This window comes from Croceicoccus naphthovorans (genome assembly GCF_001028705.1).
Classification (GTDB): domain Bacteria; phylum Pseudomonadota; class Alphaproteobacteria; order Sphingomonadales; family Sphingomonadaceae; genus Croceicoccus; species Croceicoccus naphthovorans.
In genome coordinates, this window is the sequence record NZ_CP011770.1 from 3,439,221 (window position 1) to 3,455,546 (window position 16,326).

A 16,326-nucleotide genomic window follows, 5' to 3' on the forward strand; every position below is an offset into this window, starting at 1 on the left:
GTAGCCGGGCGATCATGCCTCGTGGCTGAACACGTCCTTGTCTTCCCACCCTGCCAGATCGAGCAAGGCGCGGGTCGGCAGGAAATCGAAACAGGCCTGCGCAATGTCTGTCCGGCCTTCGCGTTCGAGGCGGACGCGGAAGATTTCGACCATTTCGTGCAGGAATCGCACGTCGCTGGCCGCATATTCCTTTTGCGCGTCGATAAGCGTGGGTGCGCCCCAGTCGCTCGACTGCTGCTGCTTGCTCATGTCCTTGCCCAGCAGTTCGGTGACGAGGTTCTTGAGCCCGTGACGGTCGGTATAGGTGCGGGTCAGCTTGCTGGCGATCTTGGTGCAGAACACCGGCCCGGCCATCACGCCAAGGTAGTGATATATCGCGGCAAGATCGAACCGGGCGTAGTGATAATACTTTTCCCGCGCCGGATCGGCGAGCACGGCCTTCAGGTTCGGCGCATCGTAACGGCTGCCCGCGGCAAAGCGGACGAGATGTTCGTCGCCCTTGCCGTCGCTGATCTGCACGACACACAGCCGGTCGCGCCGGGTGACGAGGCCCATGGTCTCTGTATCGACGGCCACCGGGCCGGGGGCGAGAACGCCTTCGGGAAGGTCTTCTTCGTGGAGGTAAACTGCCATGGCAAAGCCCTTAGGCCGATTGGGGAAAGAGGGAAAGAGGCCGCTGGCGACCCGCGGGCCGAAAGTCTAGATCGGTGTCATGATCGAGGAAGCAATCCCCGAAAGCTGGGCGCCCGCCCTTAACCCCGTTCTGGCCAGCGAAGAAGCGCGGCAGCTGGACGGCTGGCTGCGGGCAGAGGAAGACGCGGGGCGAGAGGTCTATCCCCCGCGAGGCCAACGGTTGCGTGCGCTCGAACTGACGCCGCTGGATGCGGTGAAGGTCGTAATTCTGGGGCAGGACCCGTACCACGGGCCGGGGCAGGCGCATGGGCTGGCGTTTTCGGTCCCGATGGGCGTGAAATTGCCGCCAAGCTTGCGCAATATCTACAAGGAATTGGCCGACGATTGCTCCGCCGCCCCGCCGCTGACCGGGGACCTGACCCACTGGGCAGAGCAGGGCGTGCTGCTGCTGAACAACGCATTGACGGTTGAGGCGGCCAAAGCCGGATCGCACCAGAAACGCGGCTGGGACGCCATTACCGACGCCTGCGTCGCGGCGGTGGCAAGGCGCGATTGCCCCAGCGTTTTCATTTTGTGGGGCAGCCATGCGCAGACCAAGGCGAAGCGCGTGCCTGAACTCGGCCCCGGCACGCCGCACTGCGTAATCGAAAGCGCACACCCCAGCCCGCTTTCCGCCTATCGCGGGTTCTTCGGGTCGAAACCGTTCAGCAGGGCCAATGCATTTCTGCGCAACCATGGGCTAGAGCCGATCGACTGGAGCTGATCAGAATTACACCAACCATGAATGGTTGGTGGTCGCGATCCCGTGACGGTCCAGCATCGCGGCAATCGCCTCGAACCGGCTGCGCGCATCGCGAAACTGCGTCGCGCCAGCCGCTTTCTGCAGGGTATCCACCGATCCGGCGCGTCCTGCGGAAAAGTCGCATCCGATCAGGCCGATCTCTCTCGCGCCCATGATCCCGGCGAGGATAGCGGCCGACAGCGCCGATGTCGTCTCCACGACAGGCAGGCGCGCGGATGCTGGTGAGGGCAGGTCATAGAGGTCAAAGTCCGGCACGATCGGATAGCGGGCCAGCGTCTGCGGCAATTTCACCCCGGCCAAGGTGCCGTGGCGAAACCGCCAGCCAACCCGCTCTGGCCGGATTACCGTGAACAGCGACAGGAATTCGGGCGTAAGATTCGCCGCCTGATCGTAGAAGATCGGGGCATAGAGGCACCGCGCTGCGCCCGCATCGCGAAACGCGGTATCGCCGAAACGGGCGATGAACTCTATCCCCGGGCCAAGATCGGTCGTGAAGAAATAGCGCACCGGCCCGGGCTGCGCGCGTCCGAACGCGAAATTGATGTAGAGCGCGGTGTCGAACCCATCGAAAAAGGCGCTGTCCACGCGATCGAGGCTGGGCCCGCTACCCACGATCAGCACTTTGCGCCCGGTCATGTCCTGGCGCCATAGGTCCGGCCACGGGTTCGCGCCGATACGCTCGACCACTTGTTCCCCGCGCCGCGTGGCCAGCGGGGAACGCGCCATCCAGCGCAGGCGCGCCATGGCCGATGCGTTGGGATGCGGGTAATCGCGCAGGAAAGGGCTGGCGCCCATCAGGTCGGCGGGGCAATCATGCTTTCGCCGGACTAGGATAGACGGCATCCGGGTGCAACCGCGCCGCGACCGGTAAAGGGATTTGCGTGCAAGACGACATGGCAACATCCGGGCAGGCTATCGACCTGCGTTCGCTGAGGGCGGCGGATGAAGGCGAGATCGTTGCCGCCAATCGTGCCAACCGAGCCTATCACGCACCCTTTGTGACGCCCTGCACCGATGCAGAGGGTTTTGCGCAATGGCTTGGCGTGGTTTCGCAGGATACGAACGAGACGATGATCGCCCGCACGCCGGACGGCGCGATAGTCGGCGTGTTCAACTTGTCGCAGATTGCGCACGGCAATTTCTGCAGCGCCTATCTGGGCTATCACGGCTATGCCGAGACCGCGCGGCGGGGGTTGATGACGCGGGCCTTGCGGCAGACCGTGCGCTACGCTTTCGATACGCTTGGCCTCCACCGGATCGAGGCGAATATTCAGCCCGATAACGCGCGCTCCATCGCGTTGGTCGCGCGGGGCGGGTTCCGCAAGGAAGGCTATAGTCCGCGCTATCTGAAAATCGGCGGGGAATGGCGCGACCATGAACGCTGGGCGATTACTGTCGAGGATCTGGCCCGATGAAGCTGGTTCGCCCGACATCCGCGATGCTGCCCGCCTATCGCGACGCATTGCAGCGGGGATTTTTGCCGCACAACACAGAGCAGGTGCGGCTGGAGCAGCTGCGTCAGCTGGACGAAGACCCTTACGGGCTGATCGCGCTGACGCATGATCCGGAGGGCAAGGGCCCGCCATTCGTGCGGCCCGATGGCTCACAACAGGCGCGATTGCCGGGCATCACGCGGTGGATGTGGCACGATGGCGCTGATGGCGGCCCCTTCGTCGGCGCGATCAACTTGCGCTGGCAAGCCGGGACCAGCGCGCTGCCACCGAAAGTACCGGGGCACATCGGCTATACAGTCTGTGCATGGCACCGGGGCAAGGGACATGGTACGGTGGCGCTGATCGCAATTCTGGCAGAGGCGCAGCAGATCGGGCTGGACCATGTGCTTCTGACGGTGGATGAGGATAACACCGCCTCTCGCAGGACGATCGAGAAAGCCGGGGGTGCCTGTATCGGCCCGTTCGAAGCAGGTGCATTGCTTCATCCCGACGTTTCGAGCTTGCTGTATCGGATAGACCTGTGACCGTACCCTATCACCCGCCGGTAAAACGCTCGGTCGAGATCGCCGGGCACAAGACATCGATCAGCCTGGAGCCCGTCTTCTGGGAAATGCTGAAGGTGGTGGCCGAAGAGGAGGGCGTGTCGATCAACACGCTTGTCGCCCGGATCGATGCGGACCGGATCGTCAGCGAAACGCCGCCGGGTTTGGCAAGCGCAATTCGGGTCTGGCTGGTGACGGCGCGCATGCCATAGAAAAGCCTAGCGGATAGGTGCTGGTTCGCCCGCCGCGTCGCCGTTCGCTTCTATGTCGGCGATCAGGTCTTCCATCTCTCCGATCTCGCGCACTTGCGCATCGATGATATCGTTCGCCAGTTCGCGCACGCGTGGGTCGGAAATTTGTGCCCGGCGGCTGGTCATGATCGCGATCGAATGGTGCGGGATCATCGCCTTCATATAGCTGACGTCGCCAACCGTTTCCTGACTGCGCACCAGCCAAAGCGAACCGGCGAACATTATCACGCTGGCCGCCATGATCAGGAATTTGACCGGCGGACGGTCATACATCTTCCACATAAAGCCCAGCATGATTACCGCCATCACCGCACCCATCAGAAGGGCCATCCAAGCCCGCGTCTGGCTGAACCAGATATGCGAGGCTTCGTAGGTGTTGAGGTACATCAGGCCATACATCACCACGGTAGACGTGGCGATCATTGCGAAAAATCGCTTGTAGGTCATCAAGTATTCTCAGGCCGTGTCGTGAAAAAGGGGCGGTTTTCACCGCCCCTCTCGTCATTCAGTACGTCGTAGCCGGGTCGCTGGCTGGAAAGCTTTCGTCCAGCCCCTCGTCTGTCTTCGACCATGTCTTCGGCTTGTCGCGCATGGCGGCCGGGCCAGAGTCGCGGACCGGGGTGACTTCGTTGGACGGCGTCGCCTTTGGTCCATCGGCATCGAATGCCGCCGGGGCATCGTGCTTCTGACCCTGATAATAGCGATATCCGGCATACCCAAGGGCGCCGAGCGTTGCGATTTTGATGAGACCCATCGAATTTCTCCTTCGTTTGGAAAGAGAACGCGCGAAGGGGCCGGTTTGTTTCGAAGAAGCCTTAGTCCCCGCCGACGCGTTCGATATTCGCGCCTACCAGCGAGAGCTTCTCTTCCAGACGCTCGTACCCGCGATCAAGGTGATAGAGCCGGTGGACCACTGTCTCGCCCTCTGCGCACAGACCCGCGATGACCAGGCTCATCGACGCGCGCAGGTCGGTGGCCATGACTTCCGCGCCGTTCAGCATGGTCGCGCCGTGGACGATGGCGGTGCGGCCCTGCGTTTCGATATGCGCGCCCATGCGGTTCAGTTCGGGAACGTGCATGTAGCGGTTTTCGAAGATCGTCTCGGTCAGGACGCTGGTGCCCTCCGCCATGGCAAGCAGGGCCATCATCTGCGCCTGCATGTCGGTGGGGAAACCGGGGAAGGGCGCGGTCGAAAGGTTCACCGCCTTCAGCGGACCGTCGCGATAAACGCGGATGCCGCCCTTGACCTCCTCTACATGCACACCCGCGTTGCGCAGCGCGTGGTTGGTCGCGCTCATGTCTTTCATGTTCGCGCCGGTAAGCGTGACATCACCGCCGGTGATCGCGGCGGCGCAGGCATAGGACCCGGCCTCGATCCGGTCGGGCATCACGCGATAGGTCGCGCCGTGCAACCGTTTTACGCCGTGCACGGTGATCAGCGATTCGCCGATCCCCTCAATCTCGGCCCCCATCGCGACCAGCAGGTTGCACAGGTCGACGATCTCCGGCTCTCGCGCCGCGTTGTCCAGGCGGCTGGTGCCATTGGCCAGAACCGCCGCCATCAGCGCGTTCTCCGTCGCGCCGACCGAAACGACCGGGAACGAGAAGTCGCCGCCCGGAAGGCCCCCGTCGGGCGCATGGGCACGGACGTAACCGCTGGTCATCTCGATGGTCGCACCGAACGCTTCCAGCGCTTTGAGGTGCAGGTCGATCGGGCGGTTGCCGATGGCGCAGCCGCCCGGCAGCGACACCGTCGCCTCACCCGCGCGGCCCAACAACGGGCCGAGCACCAAGATCGAGGCGCGCATCTTGCGGACCAGTTCGTAAGGTGCGGTCGTATTCGTCAGGCGCGGGGTCTGCAGCGTCATGACCCGGCCGAAATCTTCGGGGCGGCTGCCTGCGATAGTGGTTGAAACACCGAACTGGTTCATCAGGTGCTGGAACCCGTCGATGTCGGCCAGACGCGGCAGGTTGCGCAGCGTCACCGGCTCTTCGGTCAACAGTGCGCAGGGCACCAGAGTGAGCGCCGCATTCTTCGCGCCGGAAATGGGCAGCGAACCTTCCAGCCGCTTGCCGCCTTCGATGATAATCTTGTCCATGCCCCGCCTTTAATGGCTTTTGCGCTGGCCGCAATGTTCTGCCTCGGCACTGCGTTCACCGATATGCATCGGCTCGGGCATGGTTAAGCCCAATTTTACCATCCTGCCCTTAGTGGCTTTGCAGATGATTGCGCGGTCTTGATATAGTGACGTGACCCCCAGCTTTCCCCCAGCTGGGATTAGAGCCGGACCGCGTTGTTGCGCATGAGCGCGGTTGAAGCAATGGGCTGCGTAGCGGAGCCCGTAGGGCGTAGCGAAGCTGGCCATTGCTTATCCAGTTTGGCGGCGAACGCCGCCGGGGTGTCGTAGTCGAGGGAAGAATGCGGCCTCTCCCGGTTGTAGTCCTCCACCCAGGCAGCGATCTCGACGCGGGCGTGAGCCATGCTGAGGAACAAAGTCTCATTGAGCAGTTCGTCCCGCATGCGGCCATTAAAGCTCTCGACGTAAGCGTTTTGCATTGGCCTTCCCGGTGCGATGTAATGCCACTCCACACCGATCTCCCCACACCATGCCAGCACCGCATTGCTGGTGAGCTCGGTGCCATTGTCGCTGACGATCATGCCGGGCTTGCCACGCTGCGCGATCAGCTCAGTCAGTTCGCGCACGACACGGCGCCCGGAGATCGACGTATCCGGCACCGCTGCCAGGCACTCCCTCGTCACATCATCGACCACGTTGAGCACCCGGAATCGTCTTCCCGAAGCCATCTGGTCGTGAACAAAGTCCAGGCTCCAGCGCTGGTTCGGCAGCGCCAGCACCGGAGCAGGTGCTCTCGTGCCCACAGCACGCCTGCGACTGCGTCGTCGTCTGACCGCCAACCCTTCCTCACGGTAGAGCCTCTGGGTCTTCTTCCGGTTGATCATGATCCCCTCCCGGCGCAGCAGGATGTGCAGACGGCGATAGCCGAACCGCCGACGCTGGTTGGCCAGCTCGCGCAGCTTCTCACGCAGATCGGCGTCATCGTCCCGGGTGGAACGGTAACGCACGCTCTTGCGATCAGCATCGATGACACGGCACGCCCGCCGCTCGCTCATCCCGTGGCAGGCCTGGAGATGAGCGACAGCTTCCCGCTTGGCGGCGGGCGTCAGAACTTTTTTGCCAGAAGATCCTTCAACGCGGCCTGGTCCAACATGGCATCGGCGAGCAACCGCTTCAGCTTCGCGTTCTCGCTCTCGAGCTCCTTCAGTCGGCGGGCATCGGACACCTCCAGCCCGCCATACTTCGACTTCCAGTTGTAGATCGTCGCTTCCGACACTCCGTGTCGCCGGGCCAGGTCAGCGGTCTTCGCACCCGCCTCAGCCTCCTTCAGCACACCGATGATCTGCTCTTCGGAAAACCTCGTTCTCTTCATCTCGTCCGTCCTTCTGTAAGGGCCGGACTCTAATCCAAATTGGAGGAAAATCAGGGGGTCACGTCATCAGGGGTATCAGGTGCGCGCCTTCCCCTCGCGCAGCACGGTGAGGGAACTCAGAGCTTGGCTGTAATTTGTCTTTTCGATGCATTTCTCGATGCTCGCCTGGTTGGTGAGTATGGCGAGGACGCTGTCCCCATCTTGACCCTAGAGGAGCCGGAAGCGCATCTGCACCCATCGGCGGTGCGTGCGGTCGGTCAGCTGATCTCCCGGTTGGGAGGGCAAAAAATCATCACTACCCATTCCGGAGACTTGCTTGCTTCCGTTCCATTGAAAAGCTTGCGGCGTCTGCGACGGGTCGGAAATGAGATCGACGTCTTCAAGATTGAGGACGGCATGATCGATGAGCCCACATTGAGTCGCTTGGACCATCAGATTCGACGTCTCCGTGGCTCCATACTTTTTGCACGGGTGTGGCTGTTGGTGGAGGGTGAAACCGATGAGGTCATTATCCAGGAGGCAGCACGTGTTGCAGGTATTGATCTCTTCGCCGCCGGCGTAGGTTGCTTCAAGTTTACCGAGCTCGGTATTGAACCGTATATTCGTTTGGCTGACGCCCTTGGAATTCACTGGATTTGCGTCTCAGACGGAGATCCAGCGGGTCAGGGCTACGCAAACACCGCAGTCGGGCTGCTTGGTGGCAAGCCTGCGCAGGATCACATCAGGACACTGCCAGCCTGGGATATGGAAACCTATCTTTGCATGAATGGATTTGGCGACATCTTTGAGGCCAGCGCTTCTCCTCAGAAGGTTGCGGCCAATCCAAATCCACATGCGCAGGGTACGCAAGAGTATTGGCAGCACCTGGTAAACAAACATCAACCCACTAAGGGGAAGCCGGTCCGCGCTACTCAGGTCGTGGATCGCCTCGATCAACAAGGCGCAGCGTCGATACCTCCATTCCTGGTGGACCTAGCCAATTTCGCCGTGGCCAAAGGGAGGGAAGGTCTATGAGCGAATTTCTCAGTTCATTGAATGAGCGGCAAGCCGCAGCAGTTTCTTGGCAGGACGGACCACTCTTGGTTCTCGCCGGTCCCGGCTCAGGTAAGACGACAGTTCTAACGAGACGCATCGGGCGCATGATCCAACAATCGCCGGATGATCATTATCGCGTTCTAGGATTGACCTTCACGAATAAAGCAGCAGCCGAAATGCGCGCGCGTATCGAAAAGCTGGCACCTGGCTCTGGCAATCGCGTCCTGTTGACCACTTTCCATTCGTTCGCAGGCGATCTTTTGCGTCAACACGGCCACCTGCTCGGCCTGAAACCGGACTTTACGATCCTGACTCAAGACGGCGAGCGAATAGGATTGTTAGACGAAGCCATCGCAGATGCCGGTCGATCTTTTGAGGTCTCGGAATTCAGCGGTGAACGACTACTGCCTTTGATCAACAGGTTACTTGAGAACGATGTTGGTGACGAGCGAGTTGAGAAGATCGTCGCGACGCTGCCGGAGGAACGACGAGCGTCGGTGAGCGCTGTTTATCGAGCTTACAAGGACAGGCTGATTGCGGCCAACAGCCTCGACTTCCCCTCGATGATTTCAGAAGCAGTGCGAGTGCTAAGGACGCATGCAGCCGTAGCGAAGCAAATCCGCCGCATCTATCGCTACGTTTGCGTCGACGAATTCCAAGACACCAATTTCGCGCAATACAGCTTGCTCATTTGTTTGGTGGCTTCTGACTCGAGAAACCTCTTCGTGGTCGCGGATGACGACCAGATAATCTACCAATGGAATGGGGCTAGCCCAGCGCGCCTTGAAGGTTTGAAGCGCGATTTCGAGATGACCGTGCTTCAGCTCCCCACGAATTATCGATGCCCACCAGCGGTCATCGATATCGCCAACAAACTTATCGCCAACAACTCCACGCGAACGGCAAACAAGGATCAGCTTCTTGCCGAAAAGCCCGCGACTGAAGATCAGGGACTCAATCTTTATCATTTTCCAGACTTTGAAAGTGAGGTCGCGTGGGTTGCTCAAGACATTTCGGCGAAATCGGCTTCAGAGAGAGAACGATGCGTAGTCCTTGCGCGGACACGAAAGACGCTCGAGCGAGCGGTCGAGCACCTAGGCAACAATGGTGTGACCGCTTATTTGGCAAACCGAAAAGATGAATTTGTAAGCGCCCCGCTGCGCTGGCTCCACGCTGCGCTGCGACTGGCCAATAGTTCAAATGATCGAGAGCAAACTCGTAGACTGACCAGAGCCTTTTTTGCACTGGAAGGACTGCAGATTGACCCGGCTGGTGTGACTTCTGCAGCCGAGGCATTCGAGGGTAGCGCTCTTCGTTCGTTTCTTAACTTGGCCCTTGAGCGCAACGAGCTTAGTGATCACACGCGGAAGTATCTCGTGTCCGCATTGCCACAATTGGTCGAGCGGCTCGATTTTCGATCATTCTGCGCATCCACCTTCGAATGGTTCGCAGGTTTGCCCGATCAACCATTCCTCGCTTCCTCAAACGACTTCTCCGAGTTCGAAGATGAGAAGAAAGTTTGGGAGGCCCTGGTCGCTGATATTGAGGCCCAGTTTGGAAAGGAAAGTGTGACGCTTCATATGCTCCTTCAGGAGCTTGACCTCCGATCAAAAACGCCGCCTCAGCCCAAGGAAGCAGTGCCATGTTTTACGATTCATGCCTCGAAAGGAATGGAGTTCGGGCATGTCTATTTGATCGCCATGGTCGAGGACCAGCTTCCGAGCTGGGCAGCAGTCAAGAAAGGGGCCGAAAGCCCCGAAATGCAGGAAGAGCGGCGAAACTGTTTCGTGGCGATCACTAGGACCGAAGATAGCCTAACTCTGACCTACTCCGACAAGGTATTTGGTTGGCAGAAGGCCCCCTCGCGTTTCCTCCGGGAGATGGGATTCCAAGTCTGAAGTCGATCAATCGGACGCCGTTCGCACGTCAAGTTTGTGCGCTTTAACTCCCCAAAGCGAGCTTGATTGCAGACGCATAGACATTCTGGTCGGGGAGATTCATTGGCGACGTAAATGCCGTAGCGACTTGATCCACGGTTGTCGTGAATTGGGCGTTGAACTCCAATGGTCGTTGCATCGTTGAGGGATCTACATCGCCAAGTTGGTAGGACCTGAAAGAAAGGGTACCTGGACCTACTGGATACTCGTGCAGGTTATTGCCCAATCTGTCTCTGATCTTTTGATAGACCTGCTCCGGGCAGACGAAAAACAGGCCTTTGGAGCACCGCGCCTCTCGACGCAGGACATGTCCCTTGTAGATCAGCTGAGGAAGAATGCGCTTGTTCACATTCTCCCAATTCATGCCAGACTTACTCCAGCCATCGAAGGTCTCTCCAGCAAAATAGGCGTCTGATTGATCCCTATAATTGCCCGTCGTGTCTATCGTTTGAACCTCCACGGCGGTAAATTCTTGGAGCTCGCCATCGGCATCGATGCGGGCCAATATCCAGTCAACGTAATATGCGCCACTCTTCGCCCCATCGGCTCGTTTAGGGCGAGGAAGGGGGAGTTCGCCTCCCCATCCTTTTCCAAAGGCAATGACCTCAGAACCGGTCAGCGACTCCGATCCTTTTCTTGCCCTTCCTTCAGCGGCGGTAATGAGTTCGATCTGCTGGCCGAAGACTTCGGCGGCTACTTCACGAAGCACGCGATAGTTCTCCGCATACAGACGATTTGGACAGCAGATTATTGGTTCACTTGTCGTCTGCCGAACGGAGCAGGCGCCGTGGTTTGGCTTAATGCAGGGGCTAACCGTGTAGGGGCATTGCTTTCCGGAAATGTATCCTGACGCAAGTGGCGAGAGTGGTGGAAATCCAAAAAACTCAACAATCTTCAGTGCCATCGCGCGGGTCCCCTCTGCAGACCCTTATCGCAAGATTTCGCGGCGCGAAAGGCGCGGGAATTTCGTTCGTCGCGTGTGGGTGAGGTCGCGGAGAAATTGCTCAACCACGGACCGAGTTGATTGCATGCTCGTGAATGCTATTTGGTCCCCATTCCGGAACAATGAGCAAAATCCAGGGCCAATCCGGAACAAAAGCTCTCTATAAGATGCGGCGCTCGGTTGTCGCGCGCCGCCGCCTATCCCACTTGAAATTCAACAATTTTCGGCGGGATTCTTTCAGGCAAATTGAGGTGGTCCCGCCTTCCTGGACAGTTTGGCGGCTGAGTTAAGCTAATCCCGGTTGTCGTTATGCCGCCTGTTTGATCATCAGCTCATGGGGGGCATGCCCCCCATGAGCTGATTGCCCGATCCGCCGATAGGCCTCGACCGGGGTTCTCCCGGCAAGGCCCGAGTGCGGACGCTGGGTGTTGTAATAGGTGATCCACCGGCCAAGGCCAGCCCGGAGCTCGGAGCCGGTCTCGAAGGCGTGGAGATAGACGCACTCGTACTTCAGGGAGCGCCAGAGACGTTCGATGAAGACATTGTCCATCCACCGGCCCCGGCCATCCATGCTGATGCGGACCTCTGCATCGCGCAGCATGCTGGTGAAGGCGTAGCTGGTAAACTGGCTGCCCTGATCCGTGTTGAAGATTTCCGGCCTGCCGTAGCGGGCCAGCGCCTCATCCAGCGCCGCAACGCAGAAGCCGACATCCATCGTGTTCGACAGCCGCCAGGCCAGTACCTTTCGGGTGGCCCAGTCCATGATCGCCACCAGGTAAAGGAAGCCCCGGCGCATGGGGATGTAGGTCACATCGGCGCACCACACATGGTTCGGCCGTTCGATCGCCAGCTTGCGCAGCAGATACGGGTAGATCCGGTGCTGCGGGTGTGGATCGCTCGTGCGCGGTCGCTGGTAGATCGGCGTCAGCCCCATCTTCGCCATAAGCCGCCGCGCCCGGCGTCGACCAATATCCCAGCCATTGCGCCGCAGATGCCGCGCCATCTGGCGACTGCCGTACCATGGGCAGTCCAGGAACGTCGCGTCGATCACCCGCATCAGCGCCAACGTCTCGTCCGTTTCCGGCACCGGCGCGTAGTAATAGGACGAACGGCTGATCGACAGTAGCCGGCATTGTGCTGCGATCGACAGGCGGTGGTGAGCAGGTTCGATCATCGATCGCCTCCGTGCCACGCTCATCGACCGGAGGCCTTCGCTAAAAAATCGCGTTCCACCAGCAACTGGCCGATCTTCGCATGCAGCTTGTCCACTTCGGCCTCGCTGGCCACCCTGGCCGCATCGCCAGCCCCGGAGAAGGTGCTCGCCATCCCGTCGATGGCCTGCCGCTTCCACGATGCGATCATCGTGTGGTGAACACCATGCTTCGCCCCCAGCTCCGCCAGCGTCAGGTCGCCCCGGATCGCCTCCAGCGCAACCCTCGCCTTGAACTCCGCGCTGTAGCGCTTCCTTGTCGTCTTCATTCCCGTACCATTCCTTCAGGTCGGGATTAGCTTAGCATCCTGTCCAGATTTCCGGCACCACCTCAAATTTCCTGGTCACTAACGCGCACTTGAGAATGGGCTTGACCCAGCACACCGTACGCAGCGGTAGCTGCATAGGATGGCAAAAAAGCGCGAAGTAACAGAAGCATCGCTAGTCCGAAGGGGCGAGCAATCAGGTGGTAGCCAAGGCGCAGGAGTATCCCGTCGCTGGACCTGCGCATCCCACCATTGTGGGCACCGGGATGGAAGGCTATCGCTTAACCTACTATGCCAGCGCGTCTTTCCGCAATCTTTGTGATGCTTCTTTGGGCGTCCTGCTATCCGCTCATAACGGTCGGTCTCGATAGCGCGCCCCATCTCACCTTCGCCGTGCTGCGCGCGGTTCTTGCAGGCACCACGTTACTGGCGGTCGGTATCATTCTAAGAAAGCCCTTTCCGCGCGATGGAAGCATCTGGGGATGGATCATTCTTGCCGGTCTCGGCATGACGGGGCTGGGTTACTACGGGATGTTCCATGCTGCGGAGTTCGTTTCGCCCGGCCTTGCAACCGTCATCGCCAACAGCCAACCCCTCATCGCGGCAGGCCTTGCCTTTCTTTTTCTCCGTGAGCGCCTGTCTTCCAAGGGCTGGATCGGGTTATGGCTCGGCTTTGCGGGAATCCTCATCATTGCTGGCCCGCGAATTCTCCAAGGTCCGCTGGCGCTCTCAACCGGCTTTGCATATGTGCTGCTTGCGGCCTTCGGCGTTGCCGTGGGCAACATCGCCATCAAGAAGCTCTCGGGGCGCGCCGACGCAGCGATCGCCATGGGCCTTCAACTCCTCATCGGCGCTGTCCCGCTCGCGTTTCTGGCTTTGCTTACCGAAGATCAGGGCCAAATCGACTGGTCGCCGGTTTTCATCGCGAGCCTGCTTGGGTTGGCGATCCCAGGTACAGCCCTCGCATTCTGGCTGTGGCAATATACGCTCGGCAAAATCGAACTCTCGAAGGCTAATGTATTCAGCTTCCTGGTGCCCGTTTTCGGTTTAACGATCGGCGCTGCCTTCTTCGGTGAAAGGCTTACACCCCTGATCATCATGGGCACAGCAATTGCAACCGCGGGCGTATGGCTGACGACCATAAAGTCATCGAGTGACGTTCAGCCGAAAGCGAAAGGAGCGAGGGACGGGCGCGCATAAGGGATGCTCTTCGTGAAAAAATCAGGTGGCGATGGGCTGCAGCAAAGGGCGGGCGATGACTTCGTTGGCGGATGCTAAAGCTAAAACTCCTCAAGCGCGCTCGAAAGCCTGGGCAAACGCGTCGCCAGGGCCGCAGCTATGCAGTCATGAACAGGTTCGGCGAAGTCCACCGGCATCGCTTCGCGCGCTACCGTCGGCGCATCACGTGCGCGGTCCATCAGTTCGTTGATGGCTGCACGCATGAGGCCTTTGCCAAGCCCCGCTGACTTGCCCGACTGGACAAAATGCCGACCGGTCACCTCGTTCAGCCGGTAGTGACGGTTGGTGCCTGCGGACATCGCGAGCCGGAACCTGTTCTGCGCAATCTGGTCGGAGTCGACGGCCGGTTGGGCCGAGAGCACATCGTAGAAGGGGGTCAGGCTGTAGCGTCCGCCGGGCTTCAGGAAGATACTGAAATTCTTGGCGTGCCCGTCCGTTGCACCAATGAGCCAGAAGAGGATCTGGCTCTTGAAAAAGGCGGCTGCGTCGGCTTGCGGATCGTCAGCACCGCGCAACAGGCCGAAGATATCCTTCATGTTCGGGCCGCCATCGCTCTGATATTTGTGCGTGGGCGGATAGCCGAGTGCTTGGCAGCAGTCCTCTTGCGGCAGACGCAGGATTTGCTTGGCGTTGCGCCAGTGCCTGTCGAACCGTTCGACGACGAGAACTCGGCGCTGGCCGACGGTCGCGATCTCTGTCGCTGCGACCGACAGGCCGAACGCCTTCATCAGCGTCATGCAATAGTGCTCGTTGTCGACGCTGTTCGACATGTCGATCATCCCGTCGGCGATGGGTATCTGTCCAAGTTGCGGCTTCAGGATGTGAGTTGTCGGGGTCACACCGGCCGGTCGGTGCCATTTCCCATCGATTCGAAGCAGGGCCGTCTTCTCCTGCGCGCCGGCAACCGAGATCCTGAATTCCTGTTTCCGATCGACGCCAAGTGGAGCCCGTGCGAGATCGGCGAGAAGGGCCTCGACTTCGGTGTCGCTGACCGGTTCGCTTTCGATGTCGGTACTCTGCGCCTGATCTGCGCCTTCGGGCAGGAACTGCATGGCACCGACGCAGTCGCGTCCGATGGCTTCGAGTAGGCTGTAGAAGTCGGTGCCCTGAGCGCCCATGCGCTCGGCTACGCGGCGGCGTACTGCATCCCTGTCCGGGAGAAGATTGTCGAACACGGCGATGACCGGAGCGCCACGATAGGCCGCCGGGGTCAGAGGCAGCGAGAGCGACGCTGCGAAGCGGTGCTCCCAGGCCAGCCACTCTTCGGAATACCGGAAACTGATTGCACCGCTCGCCGCCTTTTCGAGGCGGCCGACCTGCCTGCCGTTGATAAGTACATCGAGGGGCGCATGGGTCTTTTTGCGCGCCATTTAGAAGACGTCCTCAATTGAGGCGCCGTCCTGCTGACGCGGCACGATCTGAAGATCGAGGCCGAGGACTGCGATGACACTGATGAGCGTGTCGAGCTTTGTTCCTTCGCTTCCGTTCTCTATTGCCGAGATGGTTTTCTGCTGCGTCCCGGCGAGTCTGGCGAGCTCGGTTTGGGTCAGGCCCTTGCCGAGGCGATGGGTCTGGATCACGGCTCCGAGTTGACTGGGAAGCCTGACGATCTGGCGCATAGCATACCTCCACGCTCCACTATACCGCCAAGGGTATAAAATGGCAATATACCTTTTGGGGAATAAATCGCCCTTATTCCCTGGGGGGTATGCTGCATCCGATCGCCACGAGAGATCCATCAATGGTGCCGGCCAGGCGAACCTCGCGTAGGAGAGAGGCGTCTTGAACAGGATGATCCGACCCGTGTCGGCGAGTCAGGAACCGGACTTTCGTTTCCCCCTAAGCCATCCGATCCTTGGTAGCCTGTTGGCCAGCAGAACAAATCCCGAAAGGGCAATGAACGTACCTGCGATACCAAACAGGAGAAGCCACCAGCTGTTGATGCGGTCGCGCTGTGTCCAGTCCATGATGTGAAGGCCCCAGATGAAATCGAAGAGCCGCCAGGTATCGCTTCGCGCTGACAGGACCGTTCCGCTCGAGGCGTCGATATAGACGCGCGTCGCGTCGCGATCGTCATAGGTGATCTGCCAGGCCGGGAAGGGGCCCCTGAATTCGGTCCCGACGTCGCGACCGACAAGCCGCGCGCCGGCGACCGAAGTCTCCGGGCCTATCCAGGCGCGGCGAGCGATCGCGCGCGCTGTCGCGGCCGAAATGGGGGACAACAAGCGTCCGCTATGCGGATCATGCAGCGTGACGCCGCCATCCGCTCGCCGCACTTCGGTCACCACCTTGCCGTCGAGAGCACGTGTGGCAACCGAAACCACATCATCTTGCCTTTCCAGCCATTCGGGTAACTCGGCCCCGGCAGGCAATATTTGCGCAGCGCGGGACACGATATGCTCCGAGCGTACCTCCTCCAGATCGAGAAAGGACATCAAGGCACCGGTGCCCATCCACAGCAGAACTTGCGCCCCGATCAGGAGCGCCAACCACTTGTGGAGCTTGCTGCTAAAGACATGCAAGCGCAGTTTGAGGGACCGCGAGGCCAACTGTCTCGCCGCTCC

18 protein-coding genes are annotated in these 16,326 nt (G+C 60.1%); 7 read left to right on the forward strand and 11 right to left on the reverse strand.

Annotated elements, in window-relative coordinates; translation table 11 throughout:
- Positions 1-12: 12 nt before the first annotated feature.
- On the reverse strand, positions 13-633 hold the full coding sequence (locus tag AB433_RS17020) for a ribonuclease D (RefSeq protein ID WP_047822715.1): 621 nt from the start codon (positions 631-633) through the stop codon (positions 13-15).
- Between the two features lie 79 nt (positions 634-712).
- Here AB433_RS17020 and AB433_RS17025 point away from each other — a divergent pair, with 79 nt between their 5' ends.
- Positions 713-1,396: a uracil-DNA glycosylase gene (locus AB433_RS17025; protein ID WP_047822717.1), complete on the forward strand. Its 684-nt coding sequence runs from the start codon at positions 713-715 to the stop codon at positions 1,394-1,396.
- Positions 1,397-1,402: 6 nt separating this feature from the next.
- Here the strand turns inward: AB433_RS17025 and AB433_RS17030 are convergent, their stop codons facing one another.
- Complete coding sequence (locus AB433_RS17030) at positions 1,403-2,230, reverse strand: hypothetical protein (RefSeq protein ID WP_047822719.1); 828 nt, start codon at positions 2,228-2,230, stop codon at positions 1,403-1,405.
- Between the two features lie 98 nt (positions 2,231-2,328).
- On the opposite strand from AB433_RS17030, the gene AB433_RS17035 reads away from it, so the two are divergent.
- From AB433_RS17035 to AB433_RS17045, 3 genes are read left to right on the forward strand one after another with little or no spacing between them, the layout of a single operon-like run.
- Positions 2,329-2,850, forward strand: coding sequence for a GNAT family N-acetyltransferase (locus AB433_RS17035; protein WP_047822721.1), 522 nt, complete (start codon positions 2,329-2,331; stop codon positions 2,848-2,850).
- On the forward strand, positions 2,847-3,413 hold the full coding sequence (locus AB433_RS17040; RefSeq protein WP_047822723.1) for a GNAT family N-acetyltransferase: 567 nt from the start codon (positions 2,847-2,849) through the stop codon (positions 3,411-3,413). The genes AB433_RS17035 and AB433_RS17040 overlap by 4 nt, the downstream gene beginning before the upstream one ends.
- The gene (locus tag AB433_RS17045; protein WP_047822725.1) at positions 3,410-3,643 is read left to right on the forward strand and encodes a ribbon-helix-helix domain-containing protein; all 234 of its coding nucleotides are present in this window, start codon (positions 3,410-3,412) and stop codon (positions 3,641-3,643) included. The genes AB433_RS17040 and AB433_RS17045 overlap by 4 nt, the downstream gene beginning before the upstream one ends.
- A 6-nt stretch (positions 3,644-3,649) precedes the next feature.
- Here the strand turns inward: AB433_RS17045 and AB433_RS17050 are convergent, their stop codons facing one another.
- The 4 genes from AB433_RS17050 to AB433_RS17065 all read right to left on the reverse strand — a co-directional run bounded on the left by AB433_RS17050 (position 3,650) and on the right by AB433_RS17065 (position 7,132).
- On the reverse strand, positions 3,650-4,129 hold the full coding sequence (locus AB433_RS17050) for a DUF305 domain-containing protein (protein ID WP_047822727.1): 480 nt from the start codon (positions 4,127-4,129) through the stop codon (positions 3,650-3,652).
- Positions 4,130-4,187: 58 nt separating this feature from the next.
- On the reverse strand, positions 4,188-4,436 hold the full coding sequence (locus tag AB433_RS17055) for a hypothetical protein (protein WP_047822729.1): 249 nt from the start codon (positions 4,434-4,436) through the stop codon (positions 4,188-4,190).
- A gap of 61 nt (positions 4,437-4,497) precedes the next feature.
- Positions 4,498-5,781, reverse strand: coding sequence for a UDP-N-acetylglucosamine 1-carboxyvinyltransferase (murA, locus tag AB433_RS17060; RefSeq protein ID WP_047822732.1), 1,284 nt, complete (start codon positions 5,779-5,781; stop codon positions 4,498-4,500).
- 179 nt (positions 5,782-5,960) lie between these two features.
- Positions 5,961-7,132 (reverse strand): IS3 family transposase gene (locus AB433_RS17065; RefSeq protein ID WP_156170623.1). Its coding sequence is split into 2 segments (ribosomal slippage): positions 5,961-6,880 and positions 6,880-7,132, totalling 1,173 coding nucleotides; the frame shifts between segments, so codons are not numbered across the junction.
- Between the two features lie 39 nt (positions 7,133-7,171).
- Here AB433_RS17065 and AB433_RS17075 point away from each other — a divergent pair.
- Positions 7,172-8,146, forward strand: coding sequence for an ATP-dependent nuclease (locus AB433_RS17075; protein ID WP_082134993.1), 975 nt, complete (start codon positions 7,172-7,174; stop codon positions 8,144-8,146).
- Positions 8,143-10,065: an ATP-dependent helicase gene (locus AB433_RS17080; protein ID WP_047822734.1), complete on the forward strand. Its 1,923-nt coding sequence runs from the start codon at positions 8,143-8,145 to the stop codon at positions 10,063-10,065. The genes AB433_RS17075 and AB433_RS17080 overlap by 4 nt, the downstream gene beginning before the upstream one ends.
- Positions 10,066-10,108: 43 nt before the next feature.
- Here AB433_RS17080 and AB433_RS17085 read toward each other — a convergent pair whose 3' ends face one another.
- Together AB433_RS17085 and AB433_RS17090 are read right to left on the reverse strand one after the other, a co-directional pair.
- Positions 10,109-11,008, reverse strand: coding sequence for a NotI family restriction endonuclease (locus tag AB433_RS17085; protein WP_047822737.1), 900 nt, complete (start codon positions 11,006-11,008; stop codon positions 10,109-10,111).
- Between the two features lie 346 nt (positions 11,009-11,354).
- Positions 11,355-12,526 (reverse strand): IS3 family transposase gene (locus tag AB433_RS17090; protein WP_156170873.1). Its coding sequence is split into 2 segments (ribosomal slippage): positions 11,355-12,262 and positions 12,262-12,526, totalling 1,173 coding nucleotides; the frame shifts between segments, so codons are not numbered across the junction.
- A gap of 288 nt (positions 12,527-12,814) precedes the next feature.
- Here AB433_RS17090 and AB433_RS17100 point away from each other — a divergent pair.
- Positions 12,815-13,723 carry a DMT family transporter gene (locus tag AB433_RS17100; RefSeq protein ID WP_047822741.1) on the forward strand — a complete coding sequence of 303 codons (909 nt, stop codon included), beginning with the start codon at positions 12,815-12,817 and terminating at the stop codon, positions 13,721-13,723.
- 80 nt (positions 13,724-13,803) lie between these two features.
- Here the strand turns inward: AB433_RS17100 and AB433_RS17105 are convergent, their stop codons facing one another.
- The 3 genes from AB433_RS17105 to AB433_RS17115 all read right to left on the reverse strand — a co-directional run bounded on the left by AB433_RS17105 (position 13,804) and on the right by AB433_RS17115 (position 16,311).
- Positions 13,804-15,132, reverse strand: a complete 1,329-nt coding sequence (locus AB433_RS17105; protein WP_047822743.1) for a type II toxin-antitoxin system HipA family toxin — start codon at positions 15,130-15,132, stop codon at positions 13,804-13,806.
- Positions 15,133-15,381 carry a helix-turn-helix domain-containing protein gene (locus AB433_RS17110; RefSeq protein ID WP_046904105.1) on the reverse strand — a complete coding sequence of 83 codons (249 nt, stop codon included), beginning with the start codon at positions 15,379-15,381 and terminating at the stop codon, positions 15,133-15,135.
- 195 nt (positions 15,382-15,576) lie between these two features.
- Positions 15,577-16,311 carry a PepSY domain-containing protein gene (locus tag AB433_RS17115; protein WP_047822746.1) on the reverse strand — a complete coding sequence of 245 codons (735 nt, stop codon included), beginning with the start codon at positions 16,309-16,311 and terminating at the stop codon, positions 15,577-15,579.
- Between the last annotated feature and the right edge of the window lie 15 nt (positions 16,312-16,326).

What these genes read in the sequence shown, in the direction of transcription:
- AB433_RS17020 (WP_047822715.1), bottom strand. Translation starts at nt 633, where the DNA reads ATGGCAGTTTACCTCCACGAAGAAGACCTTCCCGAAGGCGTTCTCGCC.
- AB433_RS17025 (WP_047822717.1), top strand. Translation starts at nt 713, where the DNA reads ATGATCGAGGAAGCAATCCCCGAAAGCTGGGCGCCCGCCCTTAACCCC.
- AB433_RS17030 (WP_047822719.1), bottom strand. Translation starts at nt 2,230, where the DNA reads ATGGGCGCCAGCCCTTTCCTGCGCGATTACCCGCATCCCAACGCATCG.
- AB433_RS17035 (WP_047822721.1), top strand. Translation starts at nt 2,329, where the DNA reads ATGGCAACATCCGGGCAGGCTATCGACCTGCGTTCGCTGAGGGCGGCG.
- AB433_RS17040 (WP_047822723.1), top strand. Translation starts at nt 2,847, where the DNA reads ATGAAGCTGGTTCGCCCGACATCCGCGATGCTGCCCGCCTATCGCGAC.
- AB433_RS17050 (WP_047822727.1), bottom strand. Translation starts at nt 4,129, where the DNA reads ATGACCTACAAGCGATTTTTCGCAATGATCGCCACGTCTACCGTGGTG.
- AB433_RS17055 (WP_047822729.1), bottom strand. Translation starts at nt 4,436, where the DNA reads ATGGGTCTCATCAAAATCGCAACGCTCGGCGCCCTTGGGTATGCCGGA.
- murA (WP_047822732.1), bottom strand. Translation starts at nt 5,781, where the DNA reads ATGGACAAGATTATCATCGAAGGCGGCAAGCGGCTGGAAGGTTCGCTG.
- AB433_RS17080 (WP_047822734.1), top strand. Translation starts at nt 8,143, where the DNA reads ATGAGCGAATTTCTCAGTTCATTGAATGAGCGGCAAGCCGCAGCAGTT.
- AB433_RS17085 (WP_047822737.1), bottom strand. Translation starts at nt 11,008, where the DNA reads ATGGCACTGAAGATTGTTGAGTTTTTTGGATTTCCACCACTCTCGCCA.
- AB433_RS17100 (WP_047822741.1), top strand. Translation starts at nt 12,815, where the DNA reads ATGCCAGCGCGTCTTTCCGCAATCTTTGTGATGCTTCTTTGGGCGTCC.
- AB433_RS17105 (WP_047822743.1), bottom strand. Translation starts at nt 15,132, where the DNA reads ATGGCGCGCAAAAAGACCCATGCGCCCCTCGATGTACTTATCAACGGC.
- AB433_RS17110 (WP_046904105.1), bottom strand. Translation starts at nt 15,381, where the DNA reads ATGCGCCAGATCGTCAGGCTTCCCAGTCAACTCGGAGCCGTGATCCAG.